The following is a 19,717-nucleotide window of genomic DNA, read 5'->3' on the forward strand; positions in this document are numbered from 1 at the left end:
GGCGGGCGGGGAGGAATCCGGCTCCAGGCGGACACAGCAGTGGCCGGGGCCGGGCGGGTCGGCTCGTCGAGTGCGGCGAGCGGTCGCCGGACCGGGCAGGCGAGCAGGGCGCCCGGCCTGATGGGAGGGTGGTGCCATGGGAGCCGTCCAGGGTCCGTCCGGGGACAGCGGACCTCGCTCGCCGGCCGCGGTTTCGCGGATCGGCGGCTACGCGCCGCTGCGCGACTACGCGGTGATCGGCGACGGCCGCACGGCCGCCCTGGTCGCCCGGGACGGGTCGGTGGACTGGCTGGGCCTGCCCGATCTCGACTCACCCTCGGTGTTCGGCGTTGTGCTGGACTCCGCACGGGGCGGACGCTGCACGCTCGAGCCCTCCGTGCCGTACCGGGCGGAGCGCCGCTACCTGCCCGGCACCAACGTGCTGGAGACGACCTTCCTGACCGGCACCGGGGCCGTTCGGGTCACGGACGCGCTCAGCCTCCACGACGACGCGGGCCTCGCACCGATGCGGGAACTGCTGCGGCGTGTGGAGGGGCTGTCCGGAGCCGTGCCCATGCGGTGGGGCGTGCAGCCACGCTTCGGGTACGGCACGCGCCGCACGCGGCTCTCCCTGCGTGCCGGTGTCCCGGTGGCGGCAGCCGGCAGGGATGCGCTCGCCGTCTGCGCCTGGGACGCCGGCGATGCCCGATGCGACGGGGACGCGTTCACCGGCCGCTTCGAGCTCGCCCACGGCCGGCGTGCCATGATCGCGATGCCGTTCGCGCATCAGGAACCGCTCGTCCTCCCCGCACGCTCCGAGTGCGAGGCACGCCTGGACAGCACCTGCGCGGCCTGGCGGAACTGGGCGCACGACCGCCTGTACACAGGGCGGTGGCATCAGGCGGTGATGCGCAGCCTGCTGACACTCAAGCTGCTCGTCCACGCCCCCTCCGGAGCGGTGGCCGCCGCGGTGACGGCCGCGTTGCCGGAAAGGATCGGCGGGGAGCGCAACTGGGACTACCGCTTCTCCTGGGTGCGCGACTCCGCCTTCACGCTGGCCGCGTTCCTGCGGCTCGGCTGTCCCGCGGAAGCACAGGCCTACTTCTGGTGGCTGATGCACGCCTCCCAGCTCACCCATCCCCGCCTGAACGTGCTGTACCGCCTGGACGGCGGCCACCGCACCCCGGAGCGCGTCCTCTCCTGGGAGGGCTACCGCGGCTCACGGCCGGTCCGCATCGGAAACGCCGCGGTCGGGCAGCTCCAGCTCGACACGTACGGCGAGCTGCTGCAGACGGCCTGGCAGTACGCGCAGGCCGCCGGAGGCCTCGACGCCGAAGTCGCACGCCGCCTGGCGGAACTGGCCGACCTCGTGTGCGCGACCTGGCAGCAACCCGACGCGGGCATCTGGGAGGTCCGCAGCCGGCACCGCCACTTCACCCAGTCCAAGATGATGTGCTGGGTGGCCCTCGACCGGGCCGCCGACCTCGCCGCACGCGGAATCGTCCCCTCCCGGCACCTGGCCCGCTGGTGCCGGGCACGCGACGAGATCCGCGCCTTCGTCGAGTCCCGGTGCTTCTCCTCCCGTCTCGGCAGCTATGTCCGCGCCGCCGGTGGTGAGGACCTGGACGCCGCCGTCCTCCTGGGGCACCTGTACGGATATGGCGGCGAGGAGCAGCGGATGCGGGCCACGATCAGCACGCTCACCCGGGAGCTGCGGCGCGGTCCGTACGTGGAGCGGTACACCGGGGAGGACGGCCTCACGGGCAGCGAAGGCGCCTTCCTGGCCTGTTCCTTCTGGCTCGCCGAGTCCCTCGCCCGCACCGGCCGCCTCCGTCAGGCGAGCGACCTGATGGAGGAACTGGTCGGCCTCGCCAACGACGTCGGCCTCTACAGCGAGGAGCTCGACCCCGCCACGGGTGCTTTCCTCGGAAACCTTCCCCAGGGCCTGAGCCACCTGGCGCTGATCAGCGCCGCCTGCGCCATCGGTGCCGCCGACGACGAGGGCACGGCACGGTGAGCGTGTGGGCAGCGGCCGCGGGCGCCTTCGTCGGCACTCTGGCGCTGACGACCGCCCTGCGCGCGGGCGGCGAACTGGGGCTGACCCGTATGGACCTGCCGTTTCTGCTCGGTACGGCGGTGACCGTCAACCGCACCCGCGCCAAGGCCCTCGGCTACCTGATGCACTTCCTCAACGGGCAGGTCTTCGGGTTCCTCTACTTCGCCGTCTTCCTCGCCATCGACCGAGCGGGCTGGCTGCTTGGCGCCCTGTTCGGGCTCGCACACGGTCTCTTCGCCGGCACCGCACTCGTCAACATCCTGCTGCCGCTCGTCCACCCCCGCATGGGCAGCCCGCTGACCAGCGCCCCGGAGGTGGCACTCCTCGAACCGCCCGGCTTCCTCATGCGCAACTACGGTCCCGGCACGCCCGTGGTCACCGTAGGCGCCCACATCGGCTACGGAGCCGTCGTCGGAGGCTTCACCTCCTTGGGCGCCTGACCATGACAGCGCCGGGACGGACGGCGCGCTCTCCGGATGGCCAGGCGTGGCCGCTGTGACGCGTGGCCGGGTCACAGCCCGGGCGGAGGCGGTGGCCCGGCGTGGCCGCCCGCGCCGTCCGCCCGGCCTCCGTCGCCCGCGCACCCGGTGCCGGAGGTGTCGTCGGCCGCAGGGGGAGCGCCCGGTCCTGCGTCCGGCCCGGGCCACCCGTCCCGGCCGCCCGGCGGGCCGACTCGCGGGCCGTCCGCCGGGGCGAGGGCGTCGGGGAGCAGCACGGTGAACTCCGCGCCGCCGTCCGCGGCCTCCCCGACCTGCACCCGGCCGCCGTGCCGTTCCGCCAGCCGCCGCACCAGGGCCAGACCGAGGCCGCGCTTGCCGTGGGCGGGCGGGGGCTTGGTCGTCCAGCCGTCGGTGAAGACGAGCGCGCGCCGGTCGGCCGGGATGCCCGGCCCGCTGTCGGCGACCCGGAGCCGTACGCCGGTGGCGTCGACGGTGGTCAGCTCCACCTCCACCCGTGCCCCGGACGGGCCGGCCGCGGCGTCCAGTGCGTTGTCGACGAGATTGCCCACGACCGTGACCAGCTCCCGGGCGTCCACCACCCGGTCCGGCAGCAGCGTGCCGGGGGCCACCCGCAGCGCCACCCCGCGCTCCGCGGCCACCGTGGCCTTGCCCACCAGCAGCGCCGCCAGCAGCGGATCGTGGATGCGCCCGGTGATCTGCTCGGCGGTCGCCCGGTGCACGCCCACCACCTCCGAGACGTACTCCAGAGCCTCGTCGTGGAGCCCCAGCTCCAGCAACCCGAGCAGGATGTGCAGCCGGTTGGCGTGCTCGTGGTCCTGGGCGCGCAGTGCGTCGACGAGGCCGCGGGAGCCGTCCAGCTCCCGGCCCAGCAGCTCCAGCTCGGTGCGGTCGCGCAGCGTCGCCACGGCGCCCCCGTCGTCCGTGGGCATGCGGTTGGCCACCAGCACCCGCCCCGCCCGTACGGTCAGCAGATCGGCTCCGGTGGCCCGTCCCGCCAGTACCTCGGTGGTACGGCCGGGGCCCAGCGCGTCCTCCAGCGGTCGCCCGGTGGCCTCGGGCCGCAGCTCCAGCAGTCGCTGGGCCTCGTCGTTGATCAGCCGGATGCGGTTCTCCGCGTCCAGGGCCACGACGCCCTCCCGGATGCCGTGCAGCATCGCCTCCCGCTCCGCGAGCAGCGCCGAGATGTCGGAGAAGGCCAGGTCGTGGGTGCGTCGCTGGAGCCGCCGGGACACCAGGAGCGCGGCCAGCACGCCCGCGCCCAGGGCCGCACCGGCGTACGCCAGCAGCTCCGGGACCGCGCCGAGCAGCCGGTCGCGCACGCTGTCGTAGGCGATCCCGACGGAGACCGCGCCGACGATCTCGCCGCGGTCGTCGCGCAGCGGGACCTTGCCCCGTGCGGAGCGGCCCAGCGTGCCGACGTCGATGTTCCGCACCTCGTGCCCGGCGAGCGCCGCCCGCGGGTCGGTGGAGACATGGCGGCCGATCCGGGCCGGCTCCGGGTGCGACCAGCGGATGCCCCGGGTGTCCAGGACCACCACATAGCTGGCCCCGGTCGCCCGGCGCACCTGTTCGGCCCGGCGCTGCACCGGCCCGGTCGGGGAGGGCCCGGGCCCCGAGCGGAGCTGCTCGGCCAGGCCGGGCTGGACCGCGGTGGACTGCGCGATGGCCAGCGCCCGCCGGGTGGCCAGGTCGTCCAGCTCGGAGCCGAGCGGTGCCAGGAAGAGGCCGGTGGCCAGCGCCGTCACGCCCGTGGTGATCGCCAGTTGCATCAGCAGCACCTGGGAGAACACCCGCCGGGGCCTGCCGGGGCGCAGCCAGCGCGGACGGTGCCGTGCGTCCGTTCCGTTCATCCGGCGGACGGTACTCTCAGGCGCGCCCGTCCGCTGTGCCGCGGGCGCACTCCTCGACCGCCTCGACGTGCATCCGGTCCGCCGTGCCCGGAGCGGCGCCGCAGCTCGCCGGGGCCTCCACGCCGGGGACGGCGGCGACCCGCACCCGCCAGCGGCGTCCGTCGGTGTGGGCGACGCCGACGCTCCAGCGTCCCTCGCCGTCCGGCTCGGTCCCGGTGACGGTGAGGGCGCCGGCGCGCGGCTCCCGTACGCGCGCCCGGACTGCCAGATCGGCGGCCTGGCCGGGCCGGTCCCAGGCCGAGCGGCCGCGGCAGCTCCCGGTCAGCACCTGCCCGCGGCGTACGGCGTCCAGGACGTCCTTGACGGTGTGGGCGCCGATCCGCCCGTACGCGTAGCCGTACGGCAGGACGAGCAGGGTCGGCGCGAAACGGTGACCGCCGAGGTGGGTGACCTCCCAGACGTCCGCGGCGGCGGAGGCGGCCAGTTCGGCGGCGAGCGGCCGGCCGAGCAGCGCGCAGCAGCGGTCGCGCTTGCCGTTGGTGCACACCAGGGCGAGGGGTTCGCCGTGGTGCGGCTCCCAGCCGGGGCCGGCGGCGGTGGCGTCCCCGCGCCCGAGCGCGGCGAAGTCGAGGTCGAGGAGGTCCTGCGGCTGCCCCGGCACCTCGGTGGTGCGGATCCAGGAGTCGCCCGGGAGGGTGTGGGCGAGGTAGAGGCGGCGGGGTGCCCGTCCGCCCGGGTCAGCGTGCCGCCCGGGGCGCCGGATGAGCGCCACACGGACGCCGTGCGGCGCGGCGGCGCGGTCGAGGGCCGCGCCCAGCTCCGGGTCGAGGTGGCTGGCGGTCAGGGCCTTGGCGCCCCAGGGGCCGGGCTGCTCGACGAGCAGCCAGGTGGGCGCGGTGGCGGCGGTGGCCGCGAGGGGCTCGCCGAGCACCTGGGAGGCGGTGGCACAGCTCTTCACGAAGGCGAGCCTAACGGCTGTCCTGATTCCACCCCTCACCGTACGGGACAACCTGGTCCAGGAGGCCACATGCACGCGGCGCGGCCCCCGGCTAGGATCGTGGGCCGCCCGCACCGCTGGAGGTACCCCGGAGTGACCCGCAGGATCCCCGTGGTCGTCCTCGCCGGCTTCCTCGGCTCCGGCAAGACCACGCTCCTCAACCACCTGCTGCGACGCAGCGACGGCACCCGCATCGGCGCCGTGGTCAACGACTTCGGCAGCATCGAGATCGACGCCATGACCGTGGCGGGGCAGGTGGACGCCATGGTCTCGCTGGGCGACGGCTGCCTCTGCTGCGCGGTGGACACCAGCGACCTGGACGAGGTGCTGGACGTGCTGGCCCGCCCGGCGGCGGGGATGGACGTCATCGTGGTGGAGGCCAGCGGGCTGGCCGAGCCGGAGACGGTGATCCGGATGATCCTCGCCAGCGAGAACCCGCACATCCGCTACGGGGGACTGGTCGAGGTCGTCGACGCCGCCGAGTACCCGGAGACCCGCCGTCGCCATCCCGAGCTCGACCGGCATCTGCGCGCCGCGGATCTCGTGGTGCTCAACAAGACCGACCGGGCCGGGGAGCGCGCACTGGCGGCGCTGGACGGCACGCTGCGGGAGCTGACTCCGGGCACGCCGGTGGTCCGGGCCGCGTACGGGCGGGTGCCGCCCGAGCTGCTCTTCGACCGGGCCACGCGGGAACGGCCCGCGGTGGAACAGCTCTCCTTCGACATGCTGCTCCGCGCGGAGGAGTGCCCGGAGGGGGCGCACGACGGCCACCTGCACGCGGCGTACGAGAGCGTGGACTTCGCCACGGACGCCCCGCTCGCGCCGCGGCCGCTGCTGGACTTCCTGGACGGGCGGCCGCCGGGGCTCTACCGCCTCAAGGGGTTCGTCGACTTCGGCCCGCTCGACCCCGCGCACCGCTACGCCGTGCACGCCGTCGGCGGCTTCCTGCGCTTCACCCCAGCCCGCCGCCGCCCAGACGAGGCGGGCGGCACCCGACTGGTGCTGATCGGCTCCGGCCTCGACACCGCGGCCCTCCGCGACGGGCTGGCCGCCTGCGTGGCCGGGGACCCGGCGGCCGGGGCGGACCCGCGGGCGCTGTGGGGCGTGCTGCGCCATGTGGACGAGGCGGACCGCCCGGCGGAGGCGGTGCCGGACACCTGGGACCTCGCCGCGGAGGCGGAGACGCCCGGCCCCGCCTGAACCGCCCGCCGCGGGGGCTCGCGGCGTGCACCGGTCGTCCGCCCCGGCACCCCTACGTCCCTCCGGGTGGGGCGGCCACCCGGCCGCCCGGCCCCCCACCGGCCCGTGCGCCCCGTGGCCGGGCGGCCGCGGGGCGCAGGGACACACGGGGCAGGTCACCCGCGGCCGGCCCGCCCGGGCCTCCTCGGGCCGGACGCGGGCGTCTCCGGCGGGAGGGAGTACGTGCGGGCGGTGCGGGCCGGCCCGCGGCGGCCCGCTACACCGGCCCGGCGACCGCCGCGATCGCCTTCTTCAGCGGCACCCCGGAGCCGTCCCGGCGCGGGTCCGGCTCCGGCAGCTCGGCCGGGGCGCCCGACGCGGTGGCCGCCCGGGCGGGCGCCGGCCCGGCCCAGGCGAGGGTCAGGCAGTCCTCGCCCTTCAGGAAGCGCTGGCAGCGCACCCCGCCGGTGGCCCGCCCCTTCCGCGGATACTGGTCGAACGGGGTCAGCTTGGCCGTGCCCACCGCGCCGTCCAGCGTGCCCTGCGAGCCGGCCACGGTGAACACCACCGCCTCCGCCGCGGGGTCCACCGCGGTGAAGGTGAGCACCTTCCCCTCCGGGCCCAGCTTGACGCCGGCCATGCCGCCGGCCGCGCGGCCCTGCGCGCGCACCTGGCTCGCCGGGTAGCGCAGGAGCTGGGCCTCGCTGGTGATGAAGACCAGATCCTCCTCACCGGTCCGCAGCTCCACCGCGCCGGCGATCCGGTCGCCCTCCCTGAGGGTGATGACCTCCAGCTCCTCCTTGTGCGCGGGGTAGTCGGGCACCACCCGCTTCACCACGCCCTGCTCGGTGCCCAGGGCCAGGCCGGGCGAGGACTCGTCCAGCGTGGTGAGGCAGACCAGCGACTCGTCCGGCTCCAGCGTCAGGAACTCCGAGACCGCGGCGCCACCCGCCAGACTGGGGGCGGCGGCCGTCTCCGGGAGCTGCGGCAGGTCCACCACGGGGATGCGCAGCAGCCGTCCCGCCGAGGTCACCGCACCCACCTCGCCACGCGTCGTGGCGGGGACGGCGGAGACCACCACGTCGTGCTTGGCCCGCTTGGCACTCGCGTCGAACGCCGCGTCGCCGACGGCCGTACGGGCCAGCAGCCCGGTGGAGGAGAGCAGCACCCGGCACGGGTCGTCGGAGACCTCCAGCGGCACCGCGGCCACCGGGACCGCCGCCGAGTCCAGCAGCTCGGTGCGGCGCGGCGTGCCGTACTTCTTGGCGACCGCGGCCAGTTCCGAGGAGACCAGCTTCCGCAGCTCCCTGTCCGACTCCAGGATGCGGGTCAGCTCCTCGATCTCCTCGCGCAGCCGGTCCCGCTCGCTCTCCAGCTCCAGCCGGTCGAAGCGGGTGAGCCGGCGCAGGGGCGTGTCGAGGATGTACTGCGTCTGCACGTCGGAGAGGTCGAAGCGGGCCATCAGCGACTCCTTCGCCGCCGCGGCGTTCTCGCTGGCGCGGATGATCCGGATCACCTCGTCGATGTCCAGCAGCGCGACGAGCAGGCCCTCCACCAGGTGCAGCCGGTCGCGCCGCTTGCCGCGCCGGAACTCGCTGCGCCGCCGCACCACCTCGAAGCGGTGGTCGACGTAGACCTCCAGCAGCTCCTTGAGGCCCAGGGTGAGCGGCTGTCCGTCGACCAGCGCGACGTTGTTGATGCCGAAGGACTCCTCCATCGGCGTGAGCTTGTAGAGCTGCTCCAACACGGCCTCCGGGTGGAAGCCGTTCTTGATCTCGATGACCAGCCGCAGTCCGTGTTCCCGGTCGGTGAGGTCCTTGACGTCCGCGATGCCCTGCAGCTTCTTGGCGTTGACCAGGTCCTTGATCTTGGAGATGACCTTCTCCGGACCCACCGCGAACGGCAGTTCCGTCACCACCAGGCCCTTCCGCCGGGCGGTGACCTGCTCGACCCGGGCGGTGGCGCGGATCTTGAAGGAGCCGCGCCCGGTGGCGTAGGCGTCCTTGACGCCTTCCAGACCGACGATGCGGCCGCCGGTGGGGAGGTCGGGGCCCGGCACATGACGCATCAGGGTCTCGAGGTCGGCGCCCGGGTGCTTGATCAGGTGCCGGGCGGCGGCGATCACCTCGGAGAGGTTGTGCGGCGGCATGTTGGTGGCCATGCCGACGGCGATCCCGGAGGCGCCGTTGACCAGGAGGTTCGGGTAGGCCGAGGGCAGCGCGCCGGGCTCCTGCTCGCTGCCGTCGTAGTTCGGGGTGAAGTCGACGGTGTCCTCGTCGATCGACTCCACCATCAGCCCGGCGGCTGGCGCCGACCGGCACTCGGTGTACCGCATCGCCGCGGGCGGGTCGTCGTTCCCCAGGGAGCCGAAGTTGCCGTGGCCGTCGACCAGCGGCACCCGCATGGAGAAGGACTGTGCCATCCGGACCAGCGCGTCGTAGATCGCCGAGTCGCCGTGCGGGTGGAGCTTGCCCATCACCTCGCCGACGACGCGCGCGCACTTCACGTACGACCGGTCGGGGCGCAGGCCCATGGCGTGCATCTGGTAGAGGATGCGCCGGTGCACCGGCTTCAGGCCGTCCCGGGCGTCCGGCAGGGCGCGCGAGTAGATGACCGAGTAGGCGTACTCCAGAAAGGAGCCCTGCATCTCGTCGACGACGTCGATGTCGAGGATCCGCTCCTCGAAGTCGTCCGGAGGCGGGGTCTTCGTACTGCGGCGGGCCATCGCGGCAGCGCTCCTTCGTGCGGGTGGGCATCCACGGGCTGGGTGTTGACGCGGTCCATTGTGGCGCGCGCCCCGGACAACCGGACTCGCGGCCCGGCTCCCCGGCTCGTACCGTACGGGAACTTCGCGCGCCGTCGGCGCGCTTGCATAGAGTGACGGGGGTACATCACCTCCCGCGACGAAGGGACTCCACGCCCATGGGTCACACGGCCACGCCCCCGCCGGCCGGCGGCGGGCTGACAGCGACCGAGCACCGGCTGGCCAACGGCCTCCGCGTGGTGCTCTCCGAGGACCGTCTGACTCCGGTCGCGGCGGTCTGCCTCTGGTACGACGTGGGTTCGCGGCACGAGGTCCCGGGCCGGACGGGCCTGGCCCATCTCTTCGAGCACCTGATGTTCCAGGGCTCCGCCCAGGTGCCGGGGAACGGGCACTTCGAACTGGTGCAGGGCGCGGGAGGCTCGCTCAACGGCACCACCAGCTTCGAGCGCACCAACTACTTCGAGACCATGCCCGCGCACCAGCTCGAGCTCGCGCTCTGGCTGGAGGCCGACCGCATGGGGTCGCTGCTGACCGCCCTGGACGAGGAGTCCATGGAGAACCAGCGCGACGTGGTGAAGAACGAGCGCCGCCAGCGCTACGACAACGTGCCCTACGGCACCGCCTTCGAGCGGCTGACCGCGATGGTCTACCCCGAGGGCCACCCGTACCACCACACGCCCATCGGCTCCATGGCCGACCTGGACGCCGCCTCGCTGGAGGACGCCCGGGAGTTCTTCCGCACCTACTACGCGCCGAACAACGCGGTGCTCGCGATCGTCGGAGACATCGACCCGGAGCAGACCCTCGCCTGGGCGGAGAAGTACTTCGGCTCGATCCCGGGCCACGAGGGCAAGCGCCCGCCGCGGGACGGCACGCTGCCGGAGATCCTCGGCGCGGAGCGGCGCGAGCTGCTGGAGGAAGAGGTGCCGGCCCGTGCGCTGATGGCCGCCTACCGTCTCCCGGAGGACGGCGGCCGGGCATGCGACGCCGCCGACCTGGCACTGACGGTGCTCGGCGGCGGGGAGTCCTCCCGGCTGCACAACCGCCTGGTCCGGCGGGACCAGAGCGCGGTGGCGGCGGGCTTCGGGCTGCTGCGGCTGGCCGGGGCGCCCTCACTGGGGTGGCTGGACGTCAAGGCCTCGGCCGGCGCCGAGGTCTCCGCCATCGAGGCGGCCGTGGACGACGAGCTGGCCCGGTTCGCGGCGGAGGGGCCCACCGCGGAGGAGATGGAGCGGGCGCAGGCGCAGCTCGAGCGCGAGTGGCTGGACCGGCTGGCCACCGTCGGCGGCCGTGCCGACGAACTCTGCCGCTACGCCGTGCTCTTCGGCGACCCGCAGCTCGCGCTGACGGCCGTGCAGCGGGTGCTGGAGATCACCCCGCAGGAGGTGCAGGAGGTCGCCGCCGCCCGGCTGCGCCCGGACAACCGCGCGGTGCTCGTCTACGAGCCCGTCGAGGGCGCCGAGAGCGCCGAGAGCGCCGACAACCGCGAGGAGTCCGGCGAGCAGGCCGGGCCCGCGGAGCACGCCGAGATCGCAGCCGAGGAGACCGGTCAGTGAGCGACACCGCCAACCCCGCAGGGACGACGATGGAATTTCACCCGCAGCCCCGGGGCGGGGAGCCCAAGCCGTGGGCCTTCCCCGCGCCGGAGCGGAGCACCCTGCCCAACGGCCTGACGGTGCTGCGCAGTCACCGACCGGGCCAGCAGGTGGTGGCTGTCGAGGTCAACCTGCCGGCCCCGCTCGACGCGGAACCGGAGGGCCTGGACGGCGTCGCCACGATCATGGCCCGGGCCTTCGCCGAGGGCACGGACAAGCACGACGCCGAGGAGTTCGCCGCCGAGCTGGAGCGCTGCGGCGCGACCCTGGACACGCACGCCGACCACCCCGGGGTGCGGGTGTCGCTGGAGGTGCCCGCCTCCCGGCTGGCCAAGGCGCTGGGCCTGCTGGCCGACGCGCTGCGCGCCCCCGCCTTCCCGGACGACGAGGTGGCGCGGCTGGTGCGGAACCGGCTGGACGAGATCCCGCACGAGCTGGCCAACCCCGCGCGGCGGGCCGCCAAGGAGCTCTCCCGGCAGCTCTTCCCGGCCTCCTCCCGGATGTCCCGGCCCCGCCAGGGCACCGAGGAGACGGTGGAGCGGATCGACGCCGCGGCGGTGCGCGGCTTCTACGAGGCGTATGTGCGCCCGGCCACCGCCACCGCCGTCGTGGTGGGCGATCTGGCGGGGGTCGATCTCGACACCGCCCTCTCCGACACGCTGGGCGCCTGGACGGGCTCCACCGCCGAGCCGCGCCCGGTGCCGGCCATCAGCGCGGACGACACCGGGCGGGTGATCGTCGTGGACCGCCCGGGTTCGGTGCAGACGCAGATTCTCATCGGGCGGATCGGCCCGGACCGGCACGACCGGGTGTGGCCCGCACAGGTGCTCGGCACCTACTGCCTCGGCGGCACCCTCACCTCCCGGCTGGACCGCGTGCTGCGCGAGGAGAAGGGCTACACCTACGGTGTGCGGTCCTTCGCCCAGGTGTTGCGTTCGGCGCCGGACGGCACGGGCGCGGCGATGCTCGCCATCAGCGGCTCGGTGGCCACGGACGTCACCGGCCCCGCGCTCGCGGACCTCTGGCAGGTGCTCCGCACGCTGGCGGACGAGGGCCTGACGGACGACGAGCGCGACGTCGCCGTGCAGAACCTCGTGGGCGTGGCCCCGCTCAAGTACGAGACGGCGGCGGCCGTGGCGAGCACTCTGGCGGACCAGGTGGAGCAGCACCTGCCGGACGACTTCCAGGCGCAGCTCTACGCGCGGCTGGCGGAGACCGGCACCGTCGAGGCGACCGCCGCCGTGGTGAACGCCTTCCCGGCGGACCGGTTGGTCTGCGTGCTGGTCGGGGACGCCGCCCAGATCGCCGACCCGGTCCGCGCGCTGGGCATCGGCGAGGTCACGGTGGTCCAGGGAACCTGACCCGGGGCCCGTCCGGCCCCCGGCGGTACGTGACCGACTCCGTCCCCCGCGGTCCTGCCGGGAGTCCCGTCACTCCGTGCCGGCGTCACGGGCCGTGCCCTGCGGGCCGTGCCGGGTGTCCGGTCACCCCGTGCCTGCGGCCGGCCCTGCCCCGCGGAGGTGTCCGGGGTCCGGCCGGCTCCCGGGCCGGTGTCCGGGCGGGGCCCCGGGCGGCCCGGTCCTGTCGTTCCGGGCGCCCGCTCGGTGGCGCCGGCCCTGGCGTCGTGGGGCACCCTCCGATGCCCGTTCCCGCCGTCCCGGGGCACGCCCCGGGCGCTCCGACGAGCGAAGCCCCCGCCGGCCCGAGCGGCCGGCGGGGGCTTCCGTCATGCCGGATTCCCGGCGGCATGTCCGGCCCGTCCTGTGGCGTGCGCGACAAACCGCCGCTTCCGTTTGGTCCCGTCCCCGCGGCCCCTCTAGCGTCTCTCCGGCTGCGCGGCGGAAGCGCCGCGTCCGCGGCCACGCGCAGCCCTCGCCGCGCCCCCGCACCGTGCCGTCCGGGGGAGCCGGCGGCCCGGCAGCGGCCCGCCGGCCGCACCGGGCCGTACGCGTGGGCCCGCGGGCCCGTCCCGCCGCGCCCGGCCCGCCCGGCGAGAGGGAGGGAAAGGAGCAACGCCGCAGCATGGCCCTCACCCGTGCCACCGGAAGGCACCGCCGCCCGGCCCGTACCCGCCGGGTGAGGACGCACCTCACCGGCGCGGCCGGGCTCGCGACGGCCGGCGTCGTCGGGACGCTGGCCGCCCCCGCCGTCGCCGTCCCGCGGGCCGCCGTCCCCGCCGAACCGGCTGCCGTTTCCGCCGAATCGGCCGCCGAGCAGCGGACCGGCCTCGCCACGGCGCTGTCCGTCCGCACCGAGCTGGCCGAGGCGCTCGGCGCGCAAGCCGAGACCCAGCGCACCGCCGCAGCCGAGGCCGAGACCCGCCGGAGGGCCGCCGCGGCCCGGGCCGAGCGCCGGGAGCGCGCCGCACGGGCCGCCGAGCGCCGGGCGGCGCTGCGCCGCCACGTCGCACCGGTGGCGGGCTCGTACGTCTCCACTCCCTACGGCGCCGGTGGCGGCATGTGGTCCTCCGGCACGCACACCGGCGTCGACTTCCACGCCGCCGCGGGCACGCGGGTGCGCGCCGTCGCCGCGGGCGAGGTCGTGGAGGCTGGCTGGAGCGGTGCGTACGGGCTGAACGTGGTGATCCGGCACCGGGACGGCCGGTACACGCAGTACGGCCACCTGTCCTCGCTCGCCGTCGCGGCCGGCCGGACGGTCGCCCCCGGTGAGGGGATCGGCCGGGCCGGCTCCACCGGGAACAGCACCGGCCCGCACCTGCACTTCGAGGTACGCACCGCGCCCGGCTACGGCTCGGATGTGGATCCGCTCTCCTATCTCCGCCGGCACGGCGTACGGATCTGAGACCGCGGTCACTTTCCCGCCGTATTCACCGCCGTCATCGGAATCTCCTGGATTCTCGAATACAGTGCGGTCATGCGAATTTCCGCGCACGCGGTCTGCACGGCGATCCGTGACGACATCGTTCAGGGTGCGTTTCCGCCGGGGACGCGGCTCACCGAGGAGCTGCTGGCCCGGCGCTACGGCGTCTCCCGCGTTCCGGTGCGGGAGGCGCTGCGCACCCTGGAGTCCGAGGGGTTCGTGCGCACCCGCAGACATGCCGGGGCCACGGTCGCCGAGCCCACCGAGCAGGAGGCCGCCGACCTGCTGGAGGTGCGCGCCCTGCTGGAGCCGCTGGGGGCCGCCCGTGCGGCCCAGCGCCGCACCGAGCCGCATCTGAAGGTGTTGCGCGGGCTGGTCCGGCTCGGGCGGCAGCGGGTGGACCACGGCAACCTCTCCGACCTGCGCCCCCTGGAGGACTGGTTCCACGAGACGCTGGCGCAGGCCACCGGCAGCCCCAGCCTGGCGGCGATGCTGGTGCAGCTCCGGCGCAAGATCACCTGGGTGTACGCGGTGGAGGAGTCCCCGCACGCGGCCGCGGGCTGGCAGGAGCTGGGCGCACTGGTGGACGCGGTGACGCGCGGGGACGCCGAGCGGGCCCGGGGACTGGCCCGGCAGCACGCGGAGCGCTCGGCGGGCCTGCACCGGCTGCGGCGCCCGGCGCCCGGCGGGGAAAGCCGCGTCGGAAGGGGCGACAGAAGGGGTGCGGTGAGAAATCCGAAACACGCTGTAAACATCGCGCGCGACCGCGTGTGACAATTCTCGTATACACCTCGTCCGGGAGGAATGCGCGGACATTCCTCCCGGGTGATTCCGGGGCACTCGCGTCCTTTTCCGCGGAGTGCCGGCGGTGCCCGTACGCCTTTTCCGTCCTGCTGCTCAGACCGTTTCCGGAAGCTGCTCCAGGCCGTCGGTCACCAGCTTCGCCAGCCGGTCGAGGGCGGCCGCCGCGTCCTCCGACTCACCGGCGAGCACGATCTCGTCGCCGTTCCCCGCGCCCAGCCCCAGGACGCCCAGCATCGAGGCGGCGTCGACCGGGTCGCCCTCGCCCTTCCGCACGGTCACCGGCACGCCGGCCGCGGCCGCGGCGCGGCAGAAGATCGATGCGGGACGGGCGTGCAGGCCCTCGGCCCAGCCGACACGGACGCGGCGCTCAACCATGGTGTTGCCCTTCGGGTCGTTCGGGAGTGCTCCGATGTTGTCTAGACCATCCTGGCACGGCCGTCCGGTGCCACCGCGCCGCCCCGGTCCCGCGCTTACCCTGTGCCCATGCAGACCCCTGCGGAGCGTGCCTACCCCGCGCACTGGGAAGCCGACGTCGTGCTCCGCGACGGCGGCACGGCCCGCATCCGGCCCATCACGCCGGACGACGCGGACCGCCTGGTCCACTTCTACGAGCAGGTCTCGGACGAGTCGAAGTACTACCGCTTCTTCGCCCCCTACCCCCGGCTCTCCGCCAAGGACGTGCGGCGCTTCACGCATCACGACTACGTGGATCGCGTCGGCCTCGCGGCCACCGTCCGCGGCGAGTTCATCGCCACGGTGCGCTACGACCGCGTCGACGCCTCCGGGCGGCCCGCATCCGGCGGTGCGGGCCAGGCGGAGGTCGCCTTCCTGGTGCAGGACGCCCACCAGGGCCGCGGGGTCGCCTCGGCCCTGCTGGAGCACATCGGCGCGGTCGCCCGGGAACGCGGCATCCGCCGCTTCACCGCCGAGGTGCTGCCGGCCAACAGCAAGATGATCAAGGTGTTCACCGACGCCGGCTACACCCAGCACCGCAGCTTCGAGGACGGCTCCGTCCACCTCACCCTCGACCTGGAACCCACCGCCCGTTCCCTGGCCGTCATGCATGCCCGCGAGCAGCGTGCCGAGGCCCGCTCGGTGCAGCGTCTGCTCGCCCCCGCCTCGGTCGCCGTGGTGGGCGTGAGCCGCACCCGGGGCGGCGGCGCGGGACGCACCGTCCTCGGCAGTCTGCGGGCGGCCGGCTTCCCCGGCCGGGTGTACGCCGTGAACCACGCGCTCGGCGATCCGCCCGGCGAGCTCGCCGGCGCCCCCGCCCTCCGGTCCGTGCGGGACGCGCCGGAGCACGTCGACCTCGCCGTCGTGGCCGTGCCCGCCGCCCGGGTGCCCGCCGTGGTGGCGGAGTGCGGCGAGCACGGCGTGCAGGGCCTGGTGGTCCTCTCCGCCGACTTCACCCGGGACGCACAGCGGGAGCTGGTGCGGCAGGCGCGCTCGTACGGCATGCGCATCATCGGGCCGAACGCGCTCGGGGTGATCAACACCGCGCCGGGCGTACGGCTCAACGCCACCCCCTCGCCCGAACTGCCGGAGCGCGGCCGGATCGGGCTCTTCACCCAGTCCGGCGCCATCGGCATCGCGCTGCTGGCCGGGCTGCACCGGCGCGGCGCCGGGCTCTCCACCTTCGTCTCCGCGGGCAACCGGGCCGACGTCTCCGGCAACGACGTGCTGCAGTACTGGGACGAGGACCCGGACACCGACGTCGGCCTGATGTACCTGGAGTCCATCGGCAACCCGCGCAAGTTCACCCGGCTGGCCAAGCGCATCGCCGTACGCAAGCCGCTGGTGGTGGTCAAGGGCGCCCGGCACAGCGGAAGCGCCCCGCCCCCCGGGCACGCCGCGCCCGCCTCCCGCACCCCCGACGCCACGGTCTCCGCACTGCTCCGGCAGGCCGGGGTGATCACCGTGGACACCGTCACCGAGCAGGTGGACACCGGACTGCTGCTCGCCCGCCAGCCGCTGCCCGCCGGACCGCGGGTGGCCGTCCTCGGCAACACCGAGTCGCTCTCCCTGCTCACCTACGACGCGGCGCTCTCCGACGGGCTGCGCCCGCTGCCGACCCGCGATCTGACGACCGCCGCCGCCCCGGAGGACTTCCGCCGGGCGGTCCACGAAGCGCTCACCGACCCGCAGACCGACGCCGTGCTGGTGACCGCGATCCCCTGGGTCGGCGACACCCCGGTCGCCGAACTCGCCGACGCCCTCCGGGACGCCGACGCCCTCCGGGACGCCGCCGCCGGTCCGGAGGCCGCCGGCAAGCCGCTCGCCGTCGTCCACCTTGCCATCGAGGGCCTGGACGACGCCCTGGCCGGCCGCGGTATCCCCGCCTACCCGGCGCCCGAGCGCGCGGTGCGCGCCCTGGCGCACGCCGTGCGGCACGGCGCCTGGCGACGCGCCGCCGAGTCACCCGGGCGCGTCCCCGACCTGGACGTCGACGAGGCGGCCGCCGCCCGGCTGCTGGAACGCGTCACCGAGCACGCACGCCCGGAGCCCGAGCCCGGACGCCCGGGCAGTGCTGACGGCGCTGACGGCACTGACGGCGCCGACGGCGCCCCCGGCGCCCAGCCCCCGGCCCCGCGCGAGGCCCCGCCCACCACGGTCGCCGCCACCGCCCCCGAACGGCACCGCAGCCTGCCGCTGGCGGCCGGCGACGCCGCCGAGCTGCTCGGGCACTACGGCATCACGGTGCAGCCGACCGTGCCCGCCCGCACGCCGGACGCCGCGGTCGCCGCCGCCAAGCGGCTGGGCTACCCGGTCGCCCTCAAGACCACCGCCCCGCATCTGCGGCACCGGGCCGACCTGGGCGGCGTACGGCTGGACATCGCCGGCAAGACCGAGCTGCGCCGCGCCTGGGCCGAACTCACCGCAGACCTCGGCGGGCCCGCGGAGCTGCGCCCCGTCGTGCAGGCCATGGCACCGCGCGGAGTGGACACCGTCGTACGCGCCGCCGTGGACCCGGCGATCGGCGCGGTGCTCTCCTTCGGGCTCGCCGGCACCCCGTCCGAACTCCTCGGCGACACCGCGCACCGTCTGGTCCCGGCCACCGACCGGGACGTCGCCGAACTGATCCGCGCCATCCGCTCCGCGCCGATCCTCTTCGGCTGGCGGGGCGCCCAGCCCGTGGACACCGGCGCGCTGGAGGAACTGCTGCTCCGGGTCTCCCGGCTGCTGGACGACCATCCGGAGATCGTGACGGCCGACCTGGAGCCCGTCGTGGTCGCCCCGCGCGGCCTGACCGTCCTCGGCGCCGGCGTCCGGGTGGCCGAACCGGCACCGCCCACCGACCTCGGCCCCCGCCGGCTGCCCGCGTACTGACCGGCCTCCCGGGCCCGGCGGAGCGCGCCCGCACAGGGCCTAGGATGGGCCGCATGGCGAAGACCGGTACGACGACCCAGGGGCTGCGTGCGGCGATCGAGCGCAGCGGTTACTACCCGGCGCTGGTCGCCGAGGCAGTCGAGGCGGCCGTGGGCGGGGAGCCCGTGTCCTCGTACCTGGTGCACCAGGAGACCACCTTCGACGCCAACGAGGTCCGCCGTCACGTCACCGTCCTCGTGCTGACGGGCACCCGCTTCATCGTCAGCCACACCGACGAGCAGCCCGCGGACGGCACCTCGCCCTCGCCGTACGCCACCACCTCCACCGAGTCGGTGAAGCTGGAGCGCATCTCCTCGGTGGTGCTCTCCCGCGTCGTCGCCAACCCCGAGTCCTACACCCCGGGCACCCTGCCCCGCGAGGTCGTCCTCACCATCGGATGGGGCGCCGTCTCCCGCATCGACATGGAGCCCGCCACCTGCGGCGACCCCAACTGCGAGGCGGACCACGGCTACACCGGCTCCAGCACCGCCGACGACCTCTCGCTGCGGGTCAGCGAGGCCGGCGACGGGCCGGAGACCGTACGCCGGGCGCTCTCCTTCGCCCAGGCGCTCTCCGAGGCCACGGTGTCCGCCCCCGGCACGCGACCGGGCGGCACGCGGTGACACCCGGGGACGCCGCACCGCCCGTCACCGCCGGCCACGGACCGCACGAACCCGTACCGCTGGACCCCCGGTCCGCCCCGGTCCCGCGCTACGGCACGGCCTCGCTGGCGGACCTGCTGCCCGCCGTGGCGGCCGGTCTCGGGGTGCCCGGCGCCGCCTCCGGGCTGGCGCTGGAGCCCGCCGACCGGGTCTGCGTCTTCCTCGTCGACGGCCTGGGCTGGGACGCCCTGGGCGCCCACCCCGAGGAGGCGCCCTTCCTCACCTCGCTGCTGCCCACCTCCACCGGTGGCACCGGGCGGCCGCTCACCGCCGGATTCCCCTCCACCACCGCGACCTCCCTCGCCTCGGTCGGCACCGGGCTGGCCCCGGGCGAGCACGGCCTCCCCGGCTACGCGGTGCGCAACCCGGACACCGGCGCCCTGATGAACCAGCTCCGCTGGCACCCGTGGACGGAGCCGCACGCGTGGCAGCCGCACCCGACGGTCTTCCAGCAGGCGGACGCGGCCGGGATCGAGACCTGCCAGGTCACCGCGCCGCACTTCGAGCACACCCCGCTCACCCGCGTCGCCCTCTCCGGCGGCACCTTCCACGGCCGGCTGGCCGCCGAGGAGCGGATGGACCTGGCCGCCGAGCGGCTGGCCGCGGCCGGCCGGACGCTGGTCTACACGTACTACGCCGAGCTCGACGGGCACGGCCACCGCTACGGCATGGACTCGGACGCCTGGCGCGGCCAGCTCCAGTACGTCGACCGGCTCGCCCAGCGCCTCGCCGAGCAACTGCCGCCCCGCGCGGCGCTCTACGTGACCGCCGACCACGGGATGGTCGACGTCCCCGGCACCGCGGAGGCGCGGTTCGACTTCGACGAGGACTGGGAACTCTCCGCGGGCGTGGCCACCCTCGGAGGTGAGGGCCGGATGCGGCACCTGTACGCCGTGCCAGGCGCCGCCCAGGACGTGGCCGCCGTCTGGCGCGAGGTGCTGGCCGGCCGGGCCTGGGTGGCCACCCGCGAGGAGGCCTGCGAACTCGGCTGGTTCGGGCCGCGGGTGGCGGACCGGGTCCGCCCGCGGATCGGCGACGTGGTCGTCGCGATGGACGGGGACGCCGCGATCGTCGCCACCCGCACCGAGCCCAAGGAGTCCGCGCTCCTCGGCATGCACGGCTCCGTCACCCCGGCCGAGCAGTTCGTCCCGCTCCTCGAGGTGCGGAGCTAGCCCCGCGCCCCC

The 19,717-nt window shown here is 75.2% G+C and carries 14 protein-coding genes; 10 read left to right on the top strand and 4 right to left on the bottom strand.

Annotated elements, in window-relative coordinates:
- Positions 1 to 136: 136 nt before the first annotated feature.
- Together HOY81_RS06675 and HOY81_RS06680 are read left to right on the top strand one after the other, a co-directional pair.
- A complete protein-coding gene (locus HOY81_RS06675; RefSeq protein ID WP_237319229.1) occupies positions 137 to 1,996 on the top strand; it encodes a glycoside hydrolase family 15 protein in 1,860 nt (619 codons plus the stop codon).
- On the top strand, positions 1,993 to 2,475 hold the full coding sequence (locus HOY81_RS06680) for a hypothetical protein (protein WP_237319231.1): 483 nt from the start codon (positions 1,993 to 1,995) through the stop codon (positions 2,473 to 2,475). The genes HOY81_RS06675 and HOY81_RS06680 overlap by 4 nt, the downstream gene beginning before the upstream one ends.
- Before the next feature lie 71 nt (positions 2,476 to 2,546).
- Here the strand turns inward: HOY81_RS06680 and HOY81_RS06685 are convergent, their stop codons facing one another.
- Together HOY81_RS06685 and HOY81_RS06690 are read right to left on the bottom strand one after the other, a co-directional pair.
- Complete coding sequence (locus HOY81_RS06685) at positions 2,547 to 4,346, bottom strand: sensor histidine kinase (RefSeq protein ID WP_237319233.1); 1,800 nt, start codon at positions 4,344 to 4,346, stop codon at positions 2,547 to 2,549.
- A 16-nt stretch (positions 4,347 to 4,362) separates the two neighbouring features.
- Positions 4,363 to 5,304 carry a sucrase ferredoxin gene (locus tag HOY81_RS06690; protein ID WP_237319235.1) on the bottom strand — a complete coding sequence of 314 codons (942 nt, stop codon included), beginning with the start codon at positions 5,302 to 5,304 and terminating at the stop codon, positions 4,363 to 4,365.
- A 132-nt stretch (positions 5,305 to 5,436) separates the two neighbouring features.
- Here HOY81_RS06690 and HOY81_RS06695 point away from each other — a divergent pair, with 132 nt between their 5' ends.
- Positions 5,437 to 6,543: a GTP-binding protein gene (locus HOY81_RS06695; RefSeq protein ID WP_237319237.1), complete on the top strand. Its 1,107-nt coding sequence runs from the start codon at positions 5,437 to 5,439 to the stop codon at positions 6,541 to 6,543.
- A 256-nt stretch (positions 6,544 to 6,799) separates the two neighbouring features.
- On the opposite strand, the gene HOY81_RS06700 is transcribed toward HOY81_RS06695, so the two are convergent.
- Positions 6,800 to 9,247 (bottom strand): DNA topoisomerase (ATP-hydrolyzing) subunit A, encoded by a 2,448-nt coding sequence (locus tag HOY81_RS06700; RefSeq protein WP_237319239.1) that lies wholly within the window; start codon positions 9,245 to 9,247, stop codon positions 6,800 to 6,802.
- 197 nt (positions 9,248 to 9,444) lie between these two features.
- On the opposite strand from HOY81_RS06700, the gene HOY81_RS06705 reads away from it, so the two are divergent.
- The 4 genes from HOY81_RS06705 (at position 9,445) to HOY81_RS06720 (ending at position 14,475) form a co-directional block, all read left to right on the top strand.
- Complete coding sequence (locus HOY81_RS06705) at positions 9,445 to 10,842, top strand: pitrilysin family protein (protein WP_237319240.1); 1,398 nt, start codon at positions 9,445 to 9,447, stop codon at positions 10,840 to 10,842.
- Between the two features lie 29 nt (positions 10,843 to 10,871).
- Entirely contained in the window at positions 10,872 to 12,242 is a 1,371-nt protein-coding gene (locus tag HOY81_RS06710; protein WP_237319348.1) for a pitrilysin family protein, read from the top strand.
- Between the two features lie 661 nt (positions 12,243 to 12,903).
- Positions 12,904 to 13,683, top strand: coding sequence for a M23 family metallopeptidase (locus HOY81_RS06715; protein WP_237319242.1), 780 nt, complete (start codon positions 12,904 to 12,906; stop codon positions 13,681 to 13,683).
- A 72-nt stretch (positions 13,684 to 13,755) separates the two neighbouring features.
- A complete protein-coding gene (locus HOY81_RS06720; protein ID WP_237319244.1) occupies positions 13,756 to 14,475 on the top strand; it encodes a GntR family transcriptional regulator in 720 nt (239 codons plus the stop codon).
- A gap of 123 nt (positions 14,476 to 14,598) precedes the next feature.
- Here HOY81_RS06720 and HOY81_RS06725 read toward each other — a convergent pair whose 3' ends face one another.
- Positions 14,599 to 14,880: an HPr family phosphocarrier protein gene (locus HOY81_RS06725; RefSeq protein WP_237319246.1), complete on the bottom strand. Its 282-nt coding sequence runs from the start codon at positions 14,878 to 14,880 to the stop codon at positions 14,599 to 14,601.
- Positions 14,881 to 14,988: 108 nt separating this feature from the next.
- Here HOY81_RS06725 and HOY81_RS06730 point away from each other — a divergent pair, with 108 nt between their 5' ends.
- Genes HOY81_RS06730 through HOY81_RS06740 form a run of 3 tightly spaced genes read left to right on the top strand, consistent with a single transcriptional unit; the run spans position 14,989 to position 19,705 of the window.
- Positions 14,989 to 17,832 (top strand): GNAT family N-acetyltransferase, encoded by a 2,844-nt coding sequence (locus tag HOY81_RS06730; protein WP_237319247.1) that lies wholly within the window; start codon positions 14,989 to 14,991, stop codon positions 17,830 to 17,832.
- A 53-nt stretch (positions 17,833 to 17,885) separates the two neighbouring features.
- The gene (locus HOY81_RS06735; RefSeq protein WP_237319249.1) at positions 17,886 to 18,494 is read left to right on the top strand and encodes a DUF5998 family protein; all 609 of its coding nucleotides are present in this window, start codon (positions 17,886 to 17,888) and stop codon (positions 18,492 to 18,494) included.
- A complete protein-coding gene (locus HOY81_RS06740) occupies positions 18,491 to 19,705 on the top strand; it encodes an alkaline phosphatase family protein (protein WP_237319251.1) in 1,215 nt (404 codons plus the stop codon). Before HOY81_RS06735 ends, HOY81_RS06740 begins: the two co-directional genes overlap by 4 nt.
- Positions 19,706 to 19,717 lie beyond the last annotated feature (12 nt).

The organism is Streptomyces sp. JJ36, from assembly GCF_021696945.1.
GTDB lineage: Bacteria > Actinomycetota > Actinomycetes > Streptomycetales > Streptomycetaceae > Streptomyces.